This is a genomic window from Halobacillus litoralis (genome assembly GCF_020171725.1).
In the GTDB taxonomy this organism is placed as follows: Bacteria; Bacillota; Bacilli; order Bacillales; family Halobacillaceae; genus Halobacillus; species Halobacillus litoralis_F.
On the sequence record NZ_JAIVAJ010000002.1, the window covers coordinates 319,000 to 333,171 of the forward strand.

Here is a 14,172-nt window from a genome sequence, read left to right on the forward strand (position 1 = left end):
ACATGGGGGTTTAACATGCCGACACCAAGTATGGAAGACTATATTGAACAAATATATTTATTAATAGAAGATAAAGGATATGCCCGTGTCTCTGACATTGCAGAAAACCTGCAGGTCCACCCCTCTTCAGTTACGAAGATGGTCCAGAAACTGGACAGGGACGAGTACTTGAACTATGAGAAGTACAGAGGGTTGATTCTGACTCCGAAGGGTAAGAAAGTCGGAAAGCGACTCGTTTATCGTCATGAGCTTCTTGAGCAGTTTCTTGAGATTATCGGAGTGGATCAGGATAAAATCTATGACGATGTCGAAGGTATTGAGCACCACCTCAGCTGGAATTCGATTGATCGAATCGGAGATCTCGTTCAGTACTTCGAGGAAAAACCAGATCGTGTGAAGTCATTACGAGAAACCCAAAAAAAAAATGAAGCGCAGAATGAAGAATAGTATGTGTAAACACAGATCCAGGCAGCTTGGATCTGTGTTTTTTTATCTTAACTACACATGAAATCATCTGGCACCTCGTTCTATTTGCTTTTCTACTTGTTTATAAATGTAGTAAGTGGAGGTGGTGTCGGTGAAAGTAGATGGTGTGTTTTCAGGTGGAGGCGTAAAGGCACTCGCCTTTATAGGAGCGACAGAGGAACTCGAGGAGAAAGGGTATGAGTTTCGGCGTATTGCCGGAACATCAGCGGGTGCCATCCTCGCCAGTTTGAAAATTGCAGGATACACAGCGGGGGAGCTCAGGGAGAAAATAACGGCGCTTTCGTTTGAACAGGTGGTCGATAAACCGATTGCTGACCGGTTGTTTCCATTTATGAAATGGCTGCTGCTATACTACAGGCTCGGTTTGTATAAAGGAAATCTGCTTGAAGCCACTTTGGAGAGCTGGCTTGAAGAAAAGGGGGTTCGTACGTTCGCCGACGTCCCTCCGAATTCGTTGAAGATCATCTGTTCTGACTTGACGAACGGGCGCATCATCGTCATTCCGGATGATTTGAAAAAGGTGTACGGTATTGATCCTGCGACATTCTCTGTAGCAAAAGCTGTCCGGATGAGTTGCAGTCTTCCGTATTTCTTCATTCCGGTAAAGCTTCACGGGAAAAAAGGTAAGTGTGTCATCGTCGATGGAGGAGTATTGAGTAATTTCCCGATTTGGGTTTGGGAGGATAAGGAAGGGTGCAGGACGCGTCCTATCATCGGTTTAAAACTGAGCGACCCTCCGAACAAACTTCCTGAAAGAAAAATTCAAAACGCCATTCAAATGTTTCATGCTTTGTTCAAAACCATGCAGCAAGCTCATGATGCGCGGTATATATCCCTGCCAAAAAGCAAGGACATCATTTTCATTCCAGTCAAGGGAATCGATACGACGGACTTTAGTATGTCCGCTATAGAAAAAGAAGAGTTGATGGAAGTGGGGAGGGAACATGCCAAAGCTTTTCTAGCAAGGTGGAAAAAATAAAAGCAGCGAGCTCCGGGGCTTTCCTGGGGATCGCTGCTTTTGTTGAAAGGACAGGTCTTTATCTTGCACTTGCGCCTTTGTTTTTGTTTTTATTGCCTTCAATCACCCGTAGGTGCGGGGCATTCATTCGTTTGCGGTTTCGCTTAGGGGCTGCTTGGTTTTTAGGGGCCACCTTAGAAAGGGGCGATTTCTTAACGGTTGGTGCCGGTTGTTTATATTTTTGCTTGGATTGTTTAACCGCTTGTTTGTATTTCTTCATTTCGTTTCCACTGCCACCACCCATACCTCTGTTACGAAGGAATAGGAAGTAAATCGCACCATAGATAAGTACGGCGATTCCGACCATCATGATGAGCTGTCCGAGAAAACCTGTGGTATCCGTAATGAGTCTGAAGCCTATTCCGAAGACAGCAAGGGCCATGAGAGCGTATATGATAGGAGTCATCCAGTTGCGCATAGTTGTTCATCCTCCTTTCTTTCATTTTAATAAAAGTCTCTTATAATGTATATACCACTATAGGTGTCTTTTCTATCACAATTTGAGCATTTAAATAGATGAAAAATGACTATTTACATTGTTTCCCTATCTGTTCAAATTATGCATGTTGGAATTGTAGATTTCTATAAAAAAGTTTCGGATTCCTGCTTATTGTTCCATATTTTATCTTATGTAACTGTTACCTAAATGATTGAGCGCTAAACCCGACAATGTGTCATTCTTTCGATGTAGAGAGCATGAAAACAAGAAGGTTGGTGAATGATAAAAATGAGGTGATCATGATGACAGATAAACCAAAACAACAATATCAAAAAGAAGCTCCTCAGAGTGTCTTTACAAAGGCGCTTTCCATTGGGTTTTCGGCAGGAATCATTTGGAGTGCGCTCGGTCTTTTGACGTACCTGTTTCATTTTTCCGAAGTTTCGGCTGCCTCTTTCCTCATTCGTTCCTACTTTCAGTCTGATTGGACCGGCACGTGGCTTGCAGAGGTGATTTCCATCATCGGAGTAGGGGTTCTTTCATTTGTAACGGCCATTGTGTATTACTTTACGTTGAAACGACAGAGTGGAATTTGGCCTGGATTTGCGTACGGTTTGATTCTCTGGGCGTTGGTTTTTATTATTCTTACCCCTTTGTTCCCGGCGATTCCTTCCTTTACAGAATTGTCTAGTGATACGTGGGTCACAACAGGCTGTTTGTTTATTTTATATGGTGTGTTCATCGGATATTCAATTTCATACGAATTTCAGGAATTTAACCAGCCAGCGAAATCGTATTCAAATGAGAGCGGAGTATGATAAACTAACAGAGTGTGACTATTCCGTGAACGGTGGGGATTTTTTGAATATGACATCCAAAAAATTGTACTTAGTGAATGGACCGAACCTCAACCTCCTTGGGAAAAGGGAGCCTGATACCTACGGGAAGTCTCGTTTGGAGGATGTTGTAAGGTTGGTTCAAAACACTGCAGAAGAAAAAGGCTATGACGTGATTCATTTCCAATCCAATCATGAAGGGGACTTGGTAGACTGCATTCAAAAAGCGGGAGAAGAGGCAGAGGGAATCATATTGAACCCTGCCGCCTATACGCACACGAGTGTTGCCATTCGAGATGCCATCAGTGCAATTGCTCCACCTGTTATTGAAGTGCATATATCAAACGTTCACCGTCGTGAATCGTTCCGTCACCAGTCCTTTACAGCCCCTGTATGCGACGGTCAAGTCGTGGGGTTCGGGGTGGATGGATATCGTCTTGCTACGCTTGGATTAATAGAGAGAATTGAAGAAGGGAGAAATAAAAATGAGTAAATTAAACCAGTTAAGAACATCGCTTACAGAAAAGCATGTAGACGGCTTATTGATTATGAGCCCGCAGAATAGACGCTATGTGTCAGGGTTTACCGGGTCCTCAGGGGCACTTCTTATCACGAAGGAAGAAGCGCTGCTAATCACAGACTTCAGATATACAGAGCAGGCTGCAGAACAGGCGGAGGGCTTTGAAATTGTGACTCACAAAGTTCCTATGCCGGAAGAAGTCTCAAACCAGGCGAAGCGTCTTGGGCTTTCTAAAATCGCGTTCGAGAAGGATCATGTTACATATACAGCTTTTGAGCAGTATAAGGACGCTCTGGATGCAGAATTAGTCCCGACTGCAGGCATAGTTGAACAATTGCGCTTGATTAAGACCGACGAGGAGATTAATATATTAAAAGACGCTGTCAAAATTGCGGACGACGCTTTTGAGCATATCCTTGGTTACATAAAGCCAGGCGTAAAAGAAATCGATGTCTCAAACGAGCTTGAGTTCTTCATGAGAAAGCAGGGGGCGACCTCATCCAGTTTCGATATTATCGTGGCGTCCGGCTACCGTTCAGCTCTTCCACACGGTGTAGCTTCAGAGAAGGAGATCCAATCTGGTGAATTGGTAACACTTGACTTCGGTGCTGTTTATAAAGGGTATTGTTCCGATATTACTCGTACAGTGGCTGTAGGAGAGATCAGTGATGAACTGAAAGAAATTTATGATACGGTCTTACAAGCTCAATTAAAGGGTATGGAAGGACTAAAGGCAGGTATTACTGGCATTGAAGCTGACGCATTAACCCGCGATTATATTAAAGAAAAAGGGTACGGAGAGTACTTCGGCCACTCCACGGGACACGGCATCGGACTGGATGTCCACGAAGGTCCAGGTCTTTCATTCCGTTCGGAGAAAAAGCTTGAAGAAGGTATGGTCGTTACGGTCGAACCAGGCATTTATGTTCCAGAAGTAGGCGGCTGCCGCATTGAAGATGACGCCGTTATTACAAAAGATGGGAACATTTCTTTGAGTAAATCTACGAAAGAACTCATCACGCTGTAAGTTTTTAAAGGAGGAAACACTATGATTTCAGTAAACGATTTTAAGACAGGCTTAACCATCGAGGTGGAAGGTGATATTTGGCAGGTCATGGACTTCCAACACGTAAAGCCGGGTAAAGGCGCCGCGTTCGTACGCTCTAAACTGCGTAACCTGCGTAACGGAAACATTCAAGAGAAAACATTCCGCGGTGGGGAAAAAGTGGAACGTGCGCACATCGAGAACCGCAAAATGCAATACTTGTATGCAAATGGTGATATGCACGCATTCATGGATATGGAAACCTACGAACAGGTTGAGATTCCAACTGCTGTTATTCAAGAGCAGCTGAACTACTTGAAGGAAAATATGGAAGTTCATATCCAGTCTTATCAAAGTGAGACGATTGGCGTAGAGCTTCCAAAGAACGTAGAACTTGAGGTTACCGAAACAGAGCCTGGTATCAAAGGGGATACAGCAAGTGGCGGCACGAAGCCGGCCACTCTTGAAACAGGCTTGATTGTACAAGTGCCATTCTTCATTAATGAAGGAGAAGTTCTTTTGATCAGCACAACGGATGGTAAATACGTATCTCGTGCGTAAATAGCATGAAAAAAATCCCAGCACTTTATGTGCTGGGATTTTTTTGTATTGTTTCTACTTTTACCTTTGCTTTTACATATAAGGCCTTGTCGTGATTACTAGATTAACTAGAATTTTTTTAAAAGAGCAGATTGTTTCAGGTTCGTTCGGGGGTCTTTCGCAATTGATAGAGTCCATCTATCTGGGCTTATCCGCTCTATCAATTTGTTTCCCTCCCTCTCATTCTTTTCTATTGAATTTAGTCATAAGCAGAGAAAGAGGACATACATATGAAGTAAACCTGTTAAAGGAGTTAGAAGGAATGAGAGAGATTATCCGGTTGTTCCCTGAGCCGTTTCAGCTTCGTCTGAAGCAGGAGGTCGACTGGAACAAGGTTCAGGAGTTGAGGGTTCGTGTGAATCAGCCTATCGAAGTCTTGGATCGGCATCAACACCGCTCCTTAGGCAGTCAATTAGTAGAGCCGAAAGATGTGACGTACATGCTCAATCAAATCAGTCAATTTTCGCTCTATCGTTTTAAAGACGAATTAAGAGAAGGCTTCATTACGGTGGAAGGAGGACACAGAGTCGGTCTTGCCGGCAAGGCGAACACGGTTAATGAGGAAGTGGAGACACTGAAGCACATTTCGTTCATGAATATTCGAGTGGCGCGGTCTACAACTGGACAAGCCGAGCAGCTTCTCCCTTATCTGATGGAAGAAGGGAGATGGTGCAGTACGCTCTTGATTGGTCCTCCGCACTCTGGCAAGACGACTCTGTTGAGGGGGTTGGCTAAGTCGATCAGTACTCCGCAAGATGGCCGGCAGGCGTCGAAGGTAGCCATTGTAGATGAGCGATCGGAACTGGCCGCAAGCTTGAGAGGAGTCCCGCAGCTTGATGTTGGACGAAGGACGGACGTGATGGATGCCTGCCCTAAGGCCGAAGGGATGATGATGATGATTCGATCAATGTCACCTGAGGTACTCATCGTAGATGAAATCGGGAGTGAAGAGGATGCCAGGGCGATCCATGAAGCCACATTGACTGGGGTGGAGGTCATCTGCAGTGTGCACGGTGATCGTCTGGAGAAGGTGAAAAAGCGCCCATCAGTTGAGAAATTGGTAAGAGAGCAGATCTTTGAACGATTTATCGTCTTACATCGCATTCGCCCAGGACAAGCGGGGACCATTCGAATCTTGAATGCTCGTGGGGAAATGATGGCGGAATGCAAAGGGGGGTTAGATCCTGGTGCAGTGGGTAGGGGCTCTTATCATTTTAACCGTTACAACATGGACAGGGTTTGATATCGCTTCAAGGTTCCAAAAAAGGCCGGGGCATATCAGGCAATGGAAAAATGCTCTCCAGATGATTGAGGCAGAAATGGTTTACGGACAGGCGTCCTTGTGGGAAGTCTGTGAGAACCTTTCTAAACACCTTCCGAAGCCCATCTGTCACTTTTTTCAATCAATAGAAGAAACAGAAGAGCCTTGTCATGATTTCTCGAGTCTATGGTCCTCTCACCTTAAGAAGCATTGGGGATGGAATGCCCTTGGAAAGAGCGAGTGGGAGATCCTCGACCAGTTTGGGCGTACTTTGGGTCAACATGATCTCGAACAACAACAGAAGCACATCCAGTTGGCGATTCACCACTTGGATCGTGAATTGCATGAAGCGCTGGAAGCAGCTGATAAATATCAGAAAATGGCCCGTGGAATGGGTGTTCTTAGTGGATTGTTAGTCATACTATTGATCATTTAAAGGGGGAAGGGGCATTGTGCTGCAGGATGCAACCATTCTTTTTCAAATTGCGGGTGTAGGCATCATCGTTGCGATGATTCACAGTATTTTAAAGCAGATGGGCAAGGAAGAAATCGCTCAAGTTGTGACGTTGACAGGCTTCATCATCGTATTGTTTATCGTCCTTTACCGGCTCGCTGATTTATTTCAGCAAATCAAGTCGGTGTTTTTATACCAGGGGTAGAGTAGATGGATATTGTACAGATTGTAACTCTTGGATTAGTGGCAGCCTTGTTGATTATTCTTCTGAAAGAACAAAAGGCGTCTGTCGCATTCTTGCTCTTACTTTTCACTGTGATCATCATCTTTTTATCGATCCTTGATCAGGTCAGACACATTTTCACACTGCTGTCATACATGGCTGATCAGGCTCAGGTAGAACCAGTGTACTTCAAAACCATTTTGAAAATCATTGGAATTGCTTACATTGCTGAATTTGGAGCGCAGCTTATCCGGGATGCAGGGCTTGGTTCCCTAGCATCCAAGGTCGAACTTGCCGGTAAGTTATTCATTCTTATGCTGGCGATTCCAATTGTTACAGCCGTCATTGAAACGATTATCAACTTCATACCTGGACAGTTAGGCTAAAGATCGCGAGGTATTACATGAAACAGATATGGATGGTTTGCCTGATAATCATATCCTTGTTTTGTTTTCCGCTTTCTATCGCAGCAGAACCTTCAACTGATGTCACGCCTTCCTTACTGGATCATGTTTCAACGGAAGAATTAGAGGAAAGCTGGCAGTTTATCAATGAGGAGTACGGAGAATTCATGCCTTCGTACAACTTGGGAAGTTTTAAGGAATTTGTTGAGAATGACGGGGAAGTACAGTCCACTGACTGGTTCCAAGGGATTCTGAAGTTCTTGTTCCAGGAACTGATGGTCAATGGGAAGCTGCTTGCCTCCCTATTACTTCTCACATTGTTCAGTACGCTGCTGCAGTCTGTGCAGTCTTCGTTTGAAAACACTGCCGTCAGTAAAATCGCTTACCTCGTCGTCTACTTAGTACTGATCTCTCTTGCACTTGAGAGCTTTCAGCAGGTAATCGATTATACGCTTGGGTCCATCAATCGGATGAGCAGCTTTATGATTGGTTTACTTCCTTTGCTTTTAGGCATCATGGCTTCTTTCACTCATCTGATGTCGATTTCATTTTTCCATCCGATTATTGTTGCGCTCGTTCAATCCAGTGGGCTGTTGGTCAAATATATTCTTATCCCTCTGTTTGCCTCATCTGCTCTGTTGTTGATTATGGGGTCTCTTAATGAGACTTATAAAGTCGATCAGCTGGCAGAGCTGTTGAGGAAGACGGGGCTTGCTGTCATGGGTGTCTTTTTGACGATATTTCTCGGTGTCATTTCCGTTCAGGGTACGGTAACAGCCGTCCAGGACGGGGTGACGATGAAGACGGCCCGCTTTGTGACAGGGAATTTTGTCCCGGTCGTCGGAAGGTTGTTTACCGATGCGACCGATACCATCTTAGGGGCTTCCCTCGTCTTGAAAAATACATTAGGGCTCGCCGGGGTGGTCATTCTGCTTGGAATTGCGATCTTCCCCGCTATAAAGGTTTTTGCAATTGCTATCATTTACAAGCTGGCAGCAGCGCTTCTTCAACCGCTCGGAGATGGACCTGTCATCAAGGCCATGGATGTTGTCAGCCGACACATCATGTACATCTTCGCAGCTCTTTTAATGGTATCGATGATGTTTTTCTTAGTCATTGTCATTATGGTTGCGGCCAGCAATATTACCATGATGGTCAGGTAAGGGGAGAAGGATATGAATTGGTTTATTGAGTGGATCACCCAAATTGTATTATTTCTGTTACTTGCGATGGTAGCCGATACGCTGCTCCCTTCCGGATTGATGAAAAAATACGCCCGGCTTGTCATGTCGATCTTACTTCTTTTGATTTTTCTCGGTCCCCTTCTCGATGTTCTGAGTATTGATCCTGAAGAGATCATGAATGCGGCAGACGAACAGATGAATCAACAGGTGAACGCCGATTTAGTAGAAGATGAAATTGAAAAGAAGAAAAGTGAAATACTTGAAGGACAAGGTGCATATAAATTAGAGCAGGTGACTCAGTCACTGCAGGCGGAACTGGAAAACCCTCTAAAGGAGGAGCTGGACCTTCAGTTAATAGGTGTGGAAATGAGCTTCCTGAATGAAACGTATGACATGGAAACACTGGACAGGCTGATGATTACCGTCAGCCGGGACATGACGACAGAACAAGTGAAAGAGGTTGATGTTTCATTTGAAGACAAGCCTGATGATCCAAACAAGGAAGTGACCGAACGAGTGAAATCGTGGGTTGCGGATTATGTCGGCCTCGAAAAGGACAAAATTGAAATTCGCTGGGAGGAAGAGGATGAGTAAGTGGTGGAATAAATTGATGCAGCCATTGTCTCAGGGAGAGGGTCGGAAGATCAACAAACCGAAATATTTCATCGGACTCGGACTCGTCGGCGTGTTGATCATTTTAACGAGTAATTGGTTTCAATCCGATCCAGCGCCAGCCGTGCCGCCAGATGATATCGAACAGTCTTCCAATCACTCCTCTGCTGCTCAAAGTCTGGAAAGGACGGACTCCATTACCGTATTGGAAGAGGAATATGAGAAGCAGCTGAAGCCTCTTCTTGAGAATATAGATGGAGTCAGTGCTGTGGATATCATGGTGAATTTAGCGGCAACACATGAAAAGGTGTATGACAAAAATTTAATTATAAGTAAGCAGACTACGATGGAGACAGATAAGAATGGAGGGGAAAGAGAAATTGAAGATTATTCGAGGGAACAACAACTCGTACTGGTGAGACAAGGCGACCGTGAAGTGCCGCTGTTGACGAAGACCGAGAAACCGGATGTCGGGGGTGTCTTTGTGACAGCCAAAGGGGTCGATTCAATGGAAGTGAAAAGCTGGGTAGTTGAAGCCATTTCAAGAGTATTGGATGTTCCGAGTCACAGGGTGTCTGTTCTGCCTAAACAATAAGGAGGGTGTCTTCTATGGTGAAAAAACAAACGGTTTGGTTATTGACGATGTTGAGTTTGCTGATTGTTCTGAGTGTGTACTACATGACTTCCCCGGATAATGGAGAAATGGCATTCATACAGGATGAAGAATGGTCTGAAATGACGGATGAGGCCTCAGGAGAAGAGAATGTTGAGGTAAGTGGTGAAGATACCGTCATCTCTCAGATCTCCACAGAGGAATTGTTTGCAACGATCCGCTTAGAACAGCAGAATAAGCGCGATCAGCTCCAAGAGCAGCTCTCAGAGATCGTGACCTCGAGCGACTTCACCGCTCAGGAAAAGAATGAAGCCCTGGAGCGGATGGAGACGATTAAAGAGCGCCAATCCAAGGAGTCCATACTTGAGAACACAATCCGTGCTGGTGCCTCTTACGAGGATGTTCTTGTAAGAGCAGAAGATGATGTGATCTACGTATCTGTGAAAGCCAGTGAGCTTTCCAAAACGGAAACAAACGATATCATCCAGATGGTCTCCGATGAATTCGGAGAGAAGACCGTACAAGTCCAGTTCCAGCCAGCAAGCTGAAAAGAACCCTCTGACTGAAAGCAGTCAGAGGGTTTTTTGCGTGAAAAACGTCTGAACGGGAACAATGTAGGAAATTCGCATAATTTGAAGAAACTAACAGCGCTTTCAAACGGGAAGTTGCAGGTCTGGTTCATCTATCGTAAAATGTTATCAGGAGTTATTAGTACCAGTTATAAAAAAGAAATTTACATAAAGGAGTGCCAGAGATGTTAAAGGTGCAAGAAATCCGAGAAATCATCAAATTAATCGATGAGTCAAACATTGACGAATTCAAGTATGAAACAGAGGGAGCGAAAGTTTCCATCAAGAAGAATAATGGACAAGTGGTGACAGAGCCTGTACAGGTAGCTCAACCTGCCAAGCCACAAGCAGCTCCTCAACCGGCGCCGGCCCCTGCCCAAGAAGAAGCAAAAGCACAAACGCAAGAAACACAGCAGAAAGAGGCGGCGTCTGATTACGATAAAGAGATCACGTCACCTATGGTAGGGACATTCTATGCCTCTCCATCACCGGATCAGCCTGTATATGTCAAAGAGGGAGATCAAGTGAAGGAAGATAGTGTCGTTTGTATTGTAGAAGCGATGAAACTCTTCAACGAAATCGAAGCGGAAGTATCGGGCGAGATTGTAGAAATTCTTGTAGAAGACGGCGAATTAGTAGAGTATGGCCAACCGTTATTCCGCGTGAAATCTAAATAACGGAAGGTGATGAATAGAATGATTAAGAAAGTATTGATTGCCAATCGAGGCGAAATCGCCGTACGAGTCATTCGTGCATGTAAAGAGATGGGAATTGAAACAGTAGCTATTTATTCAGAAGCAGATAAAGAAGCGCTTCACGTTCAAATAGCGGACGAAGCATACTGTGTTGGTCCGAAGCTGAGTAAGGACAGCTACTTGAATTATACGAATATTCTAAGTCTGGCTACGCTGACTGAGACAAATGCCATTCATCCAGGATATGGCTTTCTCTCTGAGAACGCAGAGTTCGCTGAAATGTGCGAGGAATGTAACATCACGTTTATTGGTCCATCTGCTTATGCGATTCAGAAAATGGGAACGAAGGACGTCGCTCGCGAAACGATGCGTGAAGCCGGGGTTCCTGTCGTACCTGGTTCCACAGGCATCATTGAAAGCGAGGAAGATGGAATCCGCATTGCTGAAGAAATTGGATACCCGGTCATCATTAAAGCAACAGCAGGAGGCGGGGGAAAAGGCATCCGCGTTGCCCGTGATGAGGACGACCTTCGTAAAGGTATCCGTATGACTCAGCAAGAGGCGGAAACTGCCTTCGGTAATCCTGGTGTTTACATCGAGAAGTTCATTGAGGACTTCCGTCACGTCGAAATCCAGGTGCTCGCTGATAATCACGGAAACGCCGTCCATCTCGGTGAGCGTGACTGTTCCATCCAGCGCCGCTTGCAGAAGCTGATCGAAGAAACTCCTTCTCCAGCGATCGACCCTGCCATGCGTGAAAAAATGGGGGATGCAGCTGTGAAGGCTGCGCTAGCTGTTGATTACTCTGGTGCAGGTACAGTGGAATTCATTTTCGATCAAAAAGAAAATTCCTTCTACTTCATGGAGATGAACACGCGCATTCAAGTAGAACACCCTGTAACTGAAATGGTGACAGGCGTTGATTTGATCAAGGAAATGCTTCTCATCGCAAATAACGAAAAGCTATCCTTCACTCAGGAAGAAATCACGTTTGAAGGCTGGTCCATCGAGTGTCGGATCAATGCAGAAGACCCGTTTAAGAACTTCATGCCTTCAGCTGGAAAGATTGATATGTATCTTCCACCGGGGGGACTCGGCGTACGAGTAGACTCTGCAGCTTACCCGGGCTATATGATTCCACCTTATTACGACTCCATGGTAGCGAAGTTGATCACTTACGGAAAAGATCGTGACGAAGCGATCAGCCGTATGAGACGCGCACTAGACGAATTCGTCGTGGAAGGCGTTCATACAACGATTCCATTCCACCAACGCATGATGGAACACGAAGTTTTTGTTGGAGGAGACTTTAATACGAAGTTTCTAGATAAATATACTATAATGAAAGATGAATCCTAATAAGGGGTGGTCATGATGAGTGAAAAGCAACTGTTGAATGTAACAGCTGGATCAACACTTGGTAATATCGAGATTGCACCGGAAGTCATCGAAGTTATTGCAGGAATTGCCGTATCAGAAGTTGCTGGTGTTGCGTCTATGCGTGGAAACTTCGCTTCTGGAGTTGTGGAACGCCTCGGTAAGAAAAACCATGGTAAAGGCGTCAAGGTAGAGCTTACAGAAGAAGGGATCCTAATCGAAGCGTATGTCGTGATGGATTACGGAATTTCCATTCCCGATACCGCTCAGAAGATTCAGGACAATACGAGACAGGCCTTGAAGAACATGACAGCTCTTGAAATTAAAGAAATCAATGTTCACGTTGTAGGCATTCAGATGGAAGCGAAAGAAGAAATTGAGGTTGAAGAAGAAATGTAAACGCTACAAGTCAGAGAGGGAGCTTCCCTTTCTGACTTTTTTCATTGCTTTCTCACCCTTGAGTTTGGGGTGGATAAAGGAAGCTCGTTCAATTATTTACGATACTTCCTTTGTTCAATGGCTTTTATTAAGCTAAAATGGTATTATTCTAACGGATATTATTTAAAGGAGAATGATCATGAAACGACGTACAGCCAGAGAAAAAGCCTTTCAGGCGCTTTTTCAAATGAACACGAACGAAATTGATATAGACGAGGCGATCCAGCATGTCGTTGAAGATCCGACGGTTGACAGCTTTCTAGATGATCTTGTGCACGGAGTGACGGAACATCGTTCTGAATTGGACGAATGGATTGCCGCACACTTGGAGAACTGGACGTTTGACCGTCTGCCAAAAGTCGAAAAAACAGCACTTCGCATCGCAGCTTATGAGATGAAGCACAATGAAGAAGTGCCAAATCAGGTAGCGATTAACGAAGCGGTAGAGCTTGCTAAGATCTTCGGTGAAGAGGATTCAGGTAAGTTTGTTAACGGTGTTTTATCTAAAATGCTTTAATCATCTTTTTGAGGAGGAACGGATATGTCGGCGGAAGTAATTTACGGAAATGTATTAGCAGAAGAGTTAAGGGAAGAAATGAAGCAGGAAGTAGCAGAACTCGGGACGCGCAACATCCACCCGAAGCTGGTTGTCGTAATCCTTGGGGAGGACCCGGCATCGATGTCCTATGTAAAAGGAAAGCAGAAGGCATCAGCCAAAATTGGTATGGAATCCGATTTGATCGAGCTGCCGGAGAGTACAACGCAGGAAGAACTGCTTCAGTTGATTCACAAACTGAATGAGGACAACCACGTTCACGGCATTTTAGTTCAACTGCCTGTACCGGATCATATTGATGATCAGGCTGTCATTGAAGCGATTTCTCCTAAGAAAGATGTAGACGGGTTCCACCCGATTAACGTAGGGAAGATGCTGACTGGACAAGATACATTTTATCCGTGTACCCCGTACGGCATTTTGGTCATGCTGAAACGAGCGAATATAGAGCTTGAGGGAGCGAATGTCGTTATTGTAGGCAGAAGTAACTTGGTCGGTAAGCCTGTCGGACAGCTTCTTCTGAATGAGAATGCTACAGTGACACACTGCCACTCTCGTACAAAGGATTTACGCTCGCATACTAAGCAGGCGGATATTTTAATTGTAGCAGCGGGTAAAGCCGACCTACTATCAGGCGACGATGTCAAAGAAGGCGCAGTTGTCATTGATGTAGGTGTGAACCGAGTAGATGGTAAATTGACTGGAGATGTGGAGTTCGAGTCCGCGAAACAGGTTGCTTCCCACATCACACCTGTACCAAAGGGTGTCGGTCCGATGACCATTACGATGCTGCTTCATAATACAATCAAAGCAGCTAAACAAATTCACAATGCTCAATAAGG

The 14,172-nt window shown here is 44.9% G+C and carries 20 protein-coding genes; 19 read left to right on the forward strand and 1 reads right to left on the reverse strand.

The annotated features are described in order from the left end of the window. Positions 1-15 precede the first annotated feature (15 nt). Positions 16-447: a transcriptional regulator MntR gene (gene mntR, locus LCM20_RS05900; protein WP_225194498.1), complete on the forward strand. Its 432-nt coding sequence runs from the start codon at positions 16-18 to the stop codon at positions 445-447. Between the two features lie 130 nt (positions 448-577). Continuing rightward, complete coding sequence (locus LCM20_RS05905) at positions 578-1,465, forward strand: patatin-like phospholipase family protein (protein ID WP_225194499.1); 888 nt, start codon at positions 578-580, stop codon at positions 1,463-1,465. Between the two features lie 58 nt (positions 1,466-1,523). Here LCM20_RS05905 and LCM20_RS05910 read toward each other — a convergent pair whose 3' ends face one another. Next, the gene (locus LCM20_RS05910) at positions 1,524-1,922 is read right to left on the reverse strand and encodes an SA1362 family protein (protein WP_225194500.1); all 399 of its coding nucleotides are present in this window, start codon (positions 1,920-1,922) and stop codon (positions 1,524-1,526) included. Between the two features lie 323 nt (positions 1,923-2,245). On the opposite strand from LCM20_RS05910, the gene LCM20_RS05915 reads away from it, so the two are divergent. The 17 genes from LCM20_RS05915 (at position 2,246) to folD (ending at position 14,170) form a co-directional block, all read left to right on the forward strand. Continuing rightward, complete coding sequence (locus tag LCM20_RS05915; RefSeq protein ID WP_225194501.1) at positions 2,246-2,761, forward strand: YqhR family membrane protein; 516 nt, start codon at positions 2,246-2,248, stop codon at positions 2,759-2,761. Between the two features lie 49 nt (positions 2,762-2,810). Further along, entirely contained in the window at positions 2,811-3,272 is a 462-nt protein-coding gene (gene aroQ / locus LCM20_RS05920) for a type II 3-dehydroquinate dehydratase (RefSeq protein WP_225194502.1), read from the forward strand. Next, the gene (locus tag LCM20_RS05925; protein WP_225194503.1) at positions 3,265-4,326 is read left to right on the forward strand and encodes a M24 family metallopeptidase; all 1,062 of its coding nucleotides are present in this window, start codon (positions 3,265-3,267) and stop codon (positions 4,324-4,326) included. The genes aroQ and LCM20_RS05925 overlap by 8 nt, the downstream gene beginning before the upstream one ends. A 21-nt stretch (positions 4,327-4,347) precedes the next feature. After that, positions 4,348-4,905 carry an elongation factor P gene (efp, locus tag LCM20_RS05930; protein ID WP_225194504.1) on the forward strand — a complete coding sequence of 186 codons (558 nt, stop codon included), beginning with the start codon at positions 4,348-4,350 and terminating at the stop codon, positions 4,903-4,905. A gap of 301 nt (positions 4,906-5,206) precedes the next feature. Further along, entirely contained in the window at positions 5,207-6,187 is a 981-nt protein-coding gene (gene spoIIIAA / locus LCM20_RS05935) for a stage III sporulation protein AA (RefSeq protein WP_225194505.1), read from the forward strand. Further along, entirely contained in the window at positions 6,132-6,641 is a 510-nt protein-coding gene (gene spoIIIAB / locus LCM20_RS05940; protein WP_225194506.1) for a stage III sporulation protein SpoIIIAB, read from the forward strand. The genes spoIIIAA and spoIIIAB overlap by 56 nt, the downstream gene beginning before the upstream one ends. Positions 6,642-6,657: 16 nt before the next feature. Beyond that, entirely contained in the window at positions 6,658-6,864 is a 207-nt protein-coding gene (spoIIIAC, locus tag LCM20_RS05945; RefSeq protein WP_225194507.1) for a stage III sporulation protein AC, read from the forward strand. Between the two features lie 5 nt (positions 6,865-6,869). Next, positions 6,870-7,268 carry a stage III sporulation protein AD gene (gene spoIIIAD / locus LCM20_RS05950; protein WP_225194508.1) on the forward strand — a complete coding sequence of 133 codons (399 nt, stop codon included), beginning with the start codon at positions 6,870-6,872 and terminating at the stop codon, positions 7,266-7,268. Between the two features lie 17 nt (positions 7,269-7,285). Next, on the forward strand, positions 7,286-8,449 hold the full coding sequence (gene spoIIIAE, locus LCM20_RS05955) for a stage III sporulation protein AE (RefSeq protein ID WP_225194509.1): 1,164 nt from the start codon (positions 7,286-7,288) through the stop codon (positions 8,447-8,449). Between the two features lie 12 nt (positions 8,450-8,461). Beyond that, entirely contained in the window at positions 8,462-9,064 is a 603-nt protein-coding gene (gene spoIIIAF, locus LCM20_RS05960) for a stage III sporulation protein AF (RefSeq protein WP_225194510.1), read from the forward strand. Continuing rightward, positions 9,057-9,677 (forward strand): stage III sporulation protein AG, encoded by a 621-nt coding sequence (gene spoIIIAG / locus LCM20_RS05965; protein WP_225194511.1) that lies wholly within the window; start codon positions 9,057-9,059, stop codon positions 9,675-9,677. The genes spoIIIAF and spoIIIAG overlap by 8 nt, the downstream gene beginning before the upstream one ends. Positions 9,678-9,691: 14 nt before the next feature. Next, entirely contained in the window at positions 9,692-10,243 is a 552-nt protein-coding gene (locus tag LCM20_RS05970; protein ID WP_225194512.1) for a SpoIIIAH-like family protein, read from the forward strand. A gap of 206 nt (positions 10,244-10,449) precedes the next feature. After that, complete coding sequence (gene accB / locus LCM20_RS05975; RefSeq protein ID WP_225194513.1) at positions 10,450-10,941, forward strand: acetyl-CoA carboxylase biotin carboxyl carrier protein; 492 nt, start codon at positions 10,450-10,452, stop codon at positions 10,939-10,941. An 18-nt stretch (positions 10,942-10,959) separates the two neighbouring features. Beyond that, positions 10,960-12,318: an acetyl-CoA carboxylase biotin carboxylase subunit gene (accC, locus tag LCM20_RS05980; protein WP_225194514.1), complete on the forward strand. Its 1,359-nt coding sequence runs from the start codon at positions 10,960-10,962 to the stop codon at positions 12,316-12,318. Positions 12,319-12,333: 15 nt separating this feature from the next. Continuing rightward, positions 12,334-12,735, forward strand: a complete 402-nt coding sequence (locus tag LCM20_RS05985) for an Asp23/Gls24 family envelope stress response protein (RefSeq protein ID WP_225194515.1) — start codon at positions 12,334-12,336, stop codon at positions 12,733-12,735. 178 nt (positions 12,736-12,913) lie between these two features. Next, entirely contained in the window at positions 12,914-13,291 is a 378-nt protein-coding gene (gene nusB, locus LCM20_RS05990; RefSeq protein WP_225194516.1) for a transcription antitermination factor NusB, read from the forward strand. Positions 13,292-13,315: 24 nt separating this feature from the next. Beyond that, a complete protein-coding gene (gene folD, locus LCM20_RS05995; protein WP_225194517.1) occupies positions 13,316-14,170 on the forward strand; it encodes a bifunctional methylenetetrahydrofolate dehydrogenase/methenyltetrahydrofolate cyclohydrolase FolD in 855 nt (284 codons plus the stop codon). Positions 14,171-14,172: the final 2 nt, after the last annotated feature.

Coding starts and splice junctions, on each gene's coding strand:
- mntR (WP_225194498.1), top strand. CDS start 16: ATGCCGACACCAAGTATGGAAGACTATATTGAACAAATATATTTATTA.
- LCM20_RS05910 (WP_225194500.1), bottom strand. CDS start 1,922: ATGCGCAACTGGATGACTCCTATCATATACGCTCTCATGGCCCTTGCT.
- LCM20_RS05915 (WP_225194501.1), top strand. CDS start 2,246: ATGACAGATAAACCAAAACAACAATATCAAAAAGAAGCTCCTCAGAGT.
- aroQ (WP_225194502.1), top strand. CDS start 2,811: ATGACATCCAAAAAATTGTACTTAGTGAATGGACCGAACCTCAACCTC.
- LCM20_RS05925 (WP_225194503.1), top strand. CDS start 3,265: ATGAGTAAATTAAACCAGTTAAGAACATCGCTTACAGAAAAGCATGTA.
- efp (WP_225194504.1), top strand. CDS start 4,348: ATGATTTCAGTAAACGATTTTAAGACAGGCTTAACCATCGAGGTGGAA.
- spoIIIAA (WP_225194505.1), top strand. CDS start 5,207: ATGAGAGAGATTATCCGGTTGTTCCCTGAGCCGTTTCAGCTTCGTCTG.
- spoIIIAD (WP_225194508.1), top strand. CDS start 6,870: ATGGATATTGTACAGATTGTAACTCTTGGATTAGTGGCAGCCTTGTTG.
- spoIIIAE (WP_225194509.1), top strand. CDS start 7,286: ATGAAACAGATATGGATGGTTTGCCTGATAATCATATCCTTGTTTTGT.
- spoIIIAF (WP_225194510.1), top strand. CDS start 8,462: ATGAATTGGTTTATTGAGTGGATCACCCAAATTGTATTATTTCTGTTA.
- spoIIIAG (WP_225194511.1), top strand. CDS start 9,057: ATGAGTAAGTGGTGGAATAAATTGATGCAGCCATTGTCTCAGGGAGAG.
- LCM20_RS05970 (WP_225194512.1), top strand. CDS start 9,692: ATGGTGAAAAAACAAACGGTTTGGTTATTGACGATGTTGAGTTTGCTG.
- accB (WP_225194513.1), top strand. CDS start 10,450: ATGTTAAAGGTGCAAGAAATCCGAGAAATCATCAAATTAATCGATGAG.
- accC (WP_225194514.1), top strand. CDS start 10,960: ATGATTAAGAAAGTATTGATTGCCAATCGAGGCGAAATCGCCGTACGA.
- LCM20_RS05985 (WP_225194515.1), top strand. CDS start 12,334: ATGAGTGAAAAGCAACTGTTGAATGTAACAGCTGGATCAACACTTGGT.
- nusB (WP_225194516.1), top strand. CDS start 12,914: ATGAAACGACGTACAGCCAGAGAAAAAGCCTTTCAGGCGCTTTTTCAA.
- folD (WP_225194517.1), top strand. CDS start 13,316: ATGTCGGCGGAAGTAATTTACGGAAATGTATTAGCAGAAGAGTTAAGG.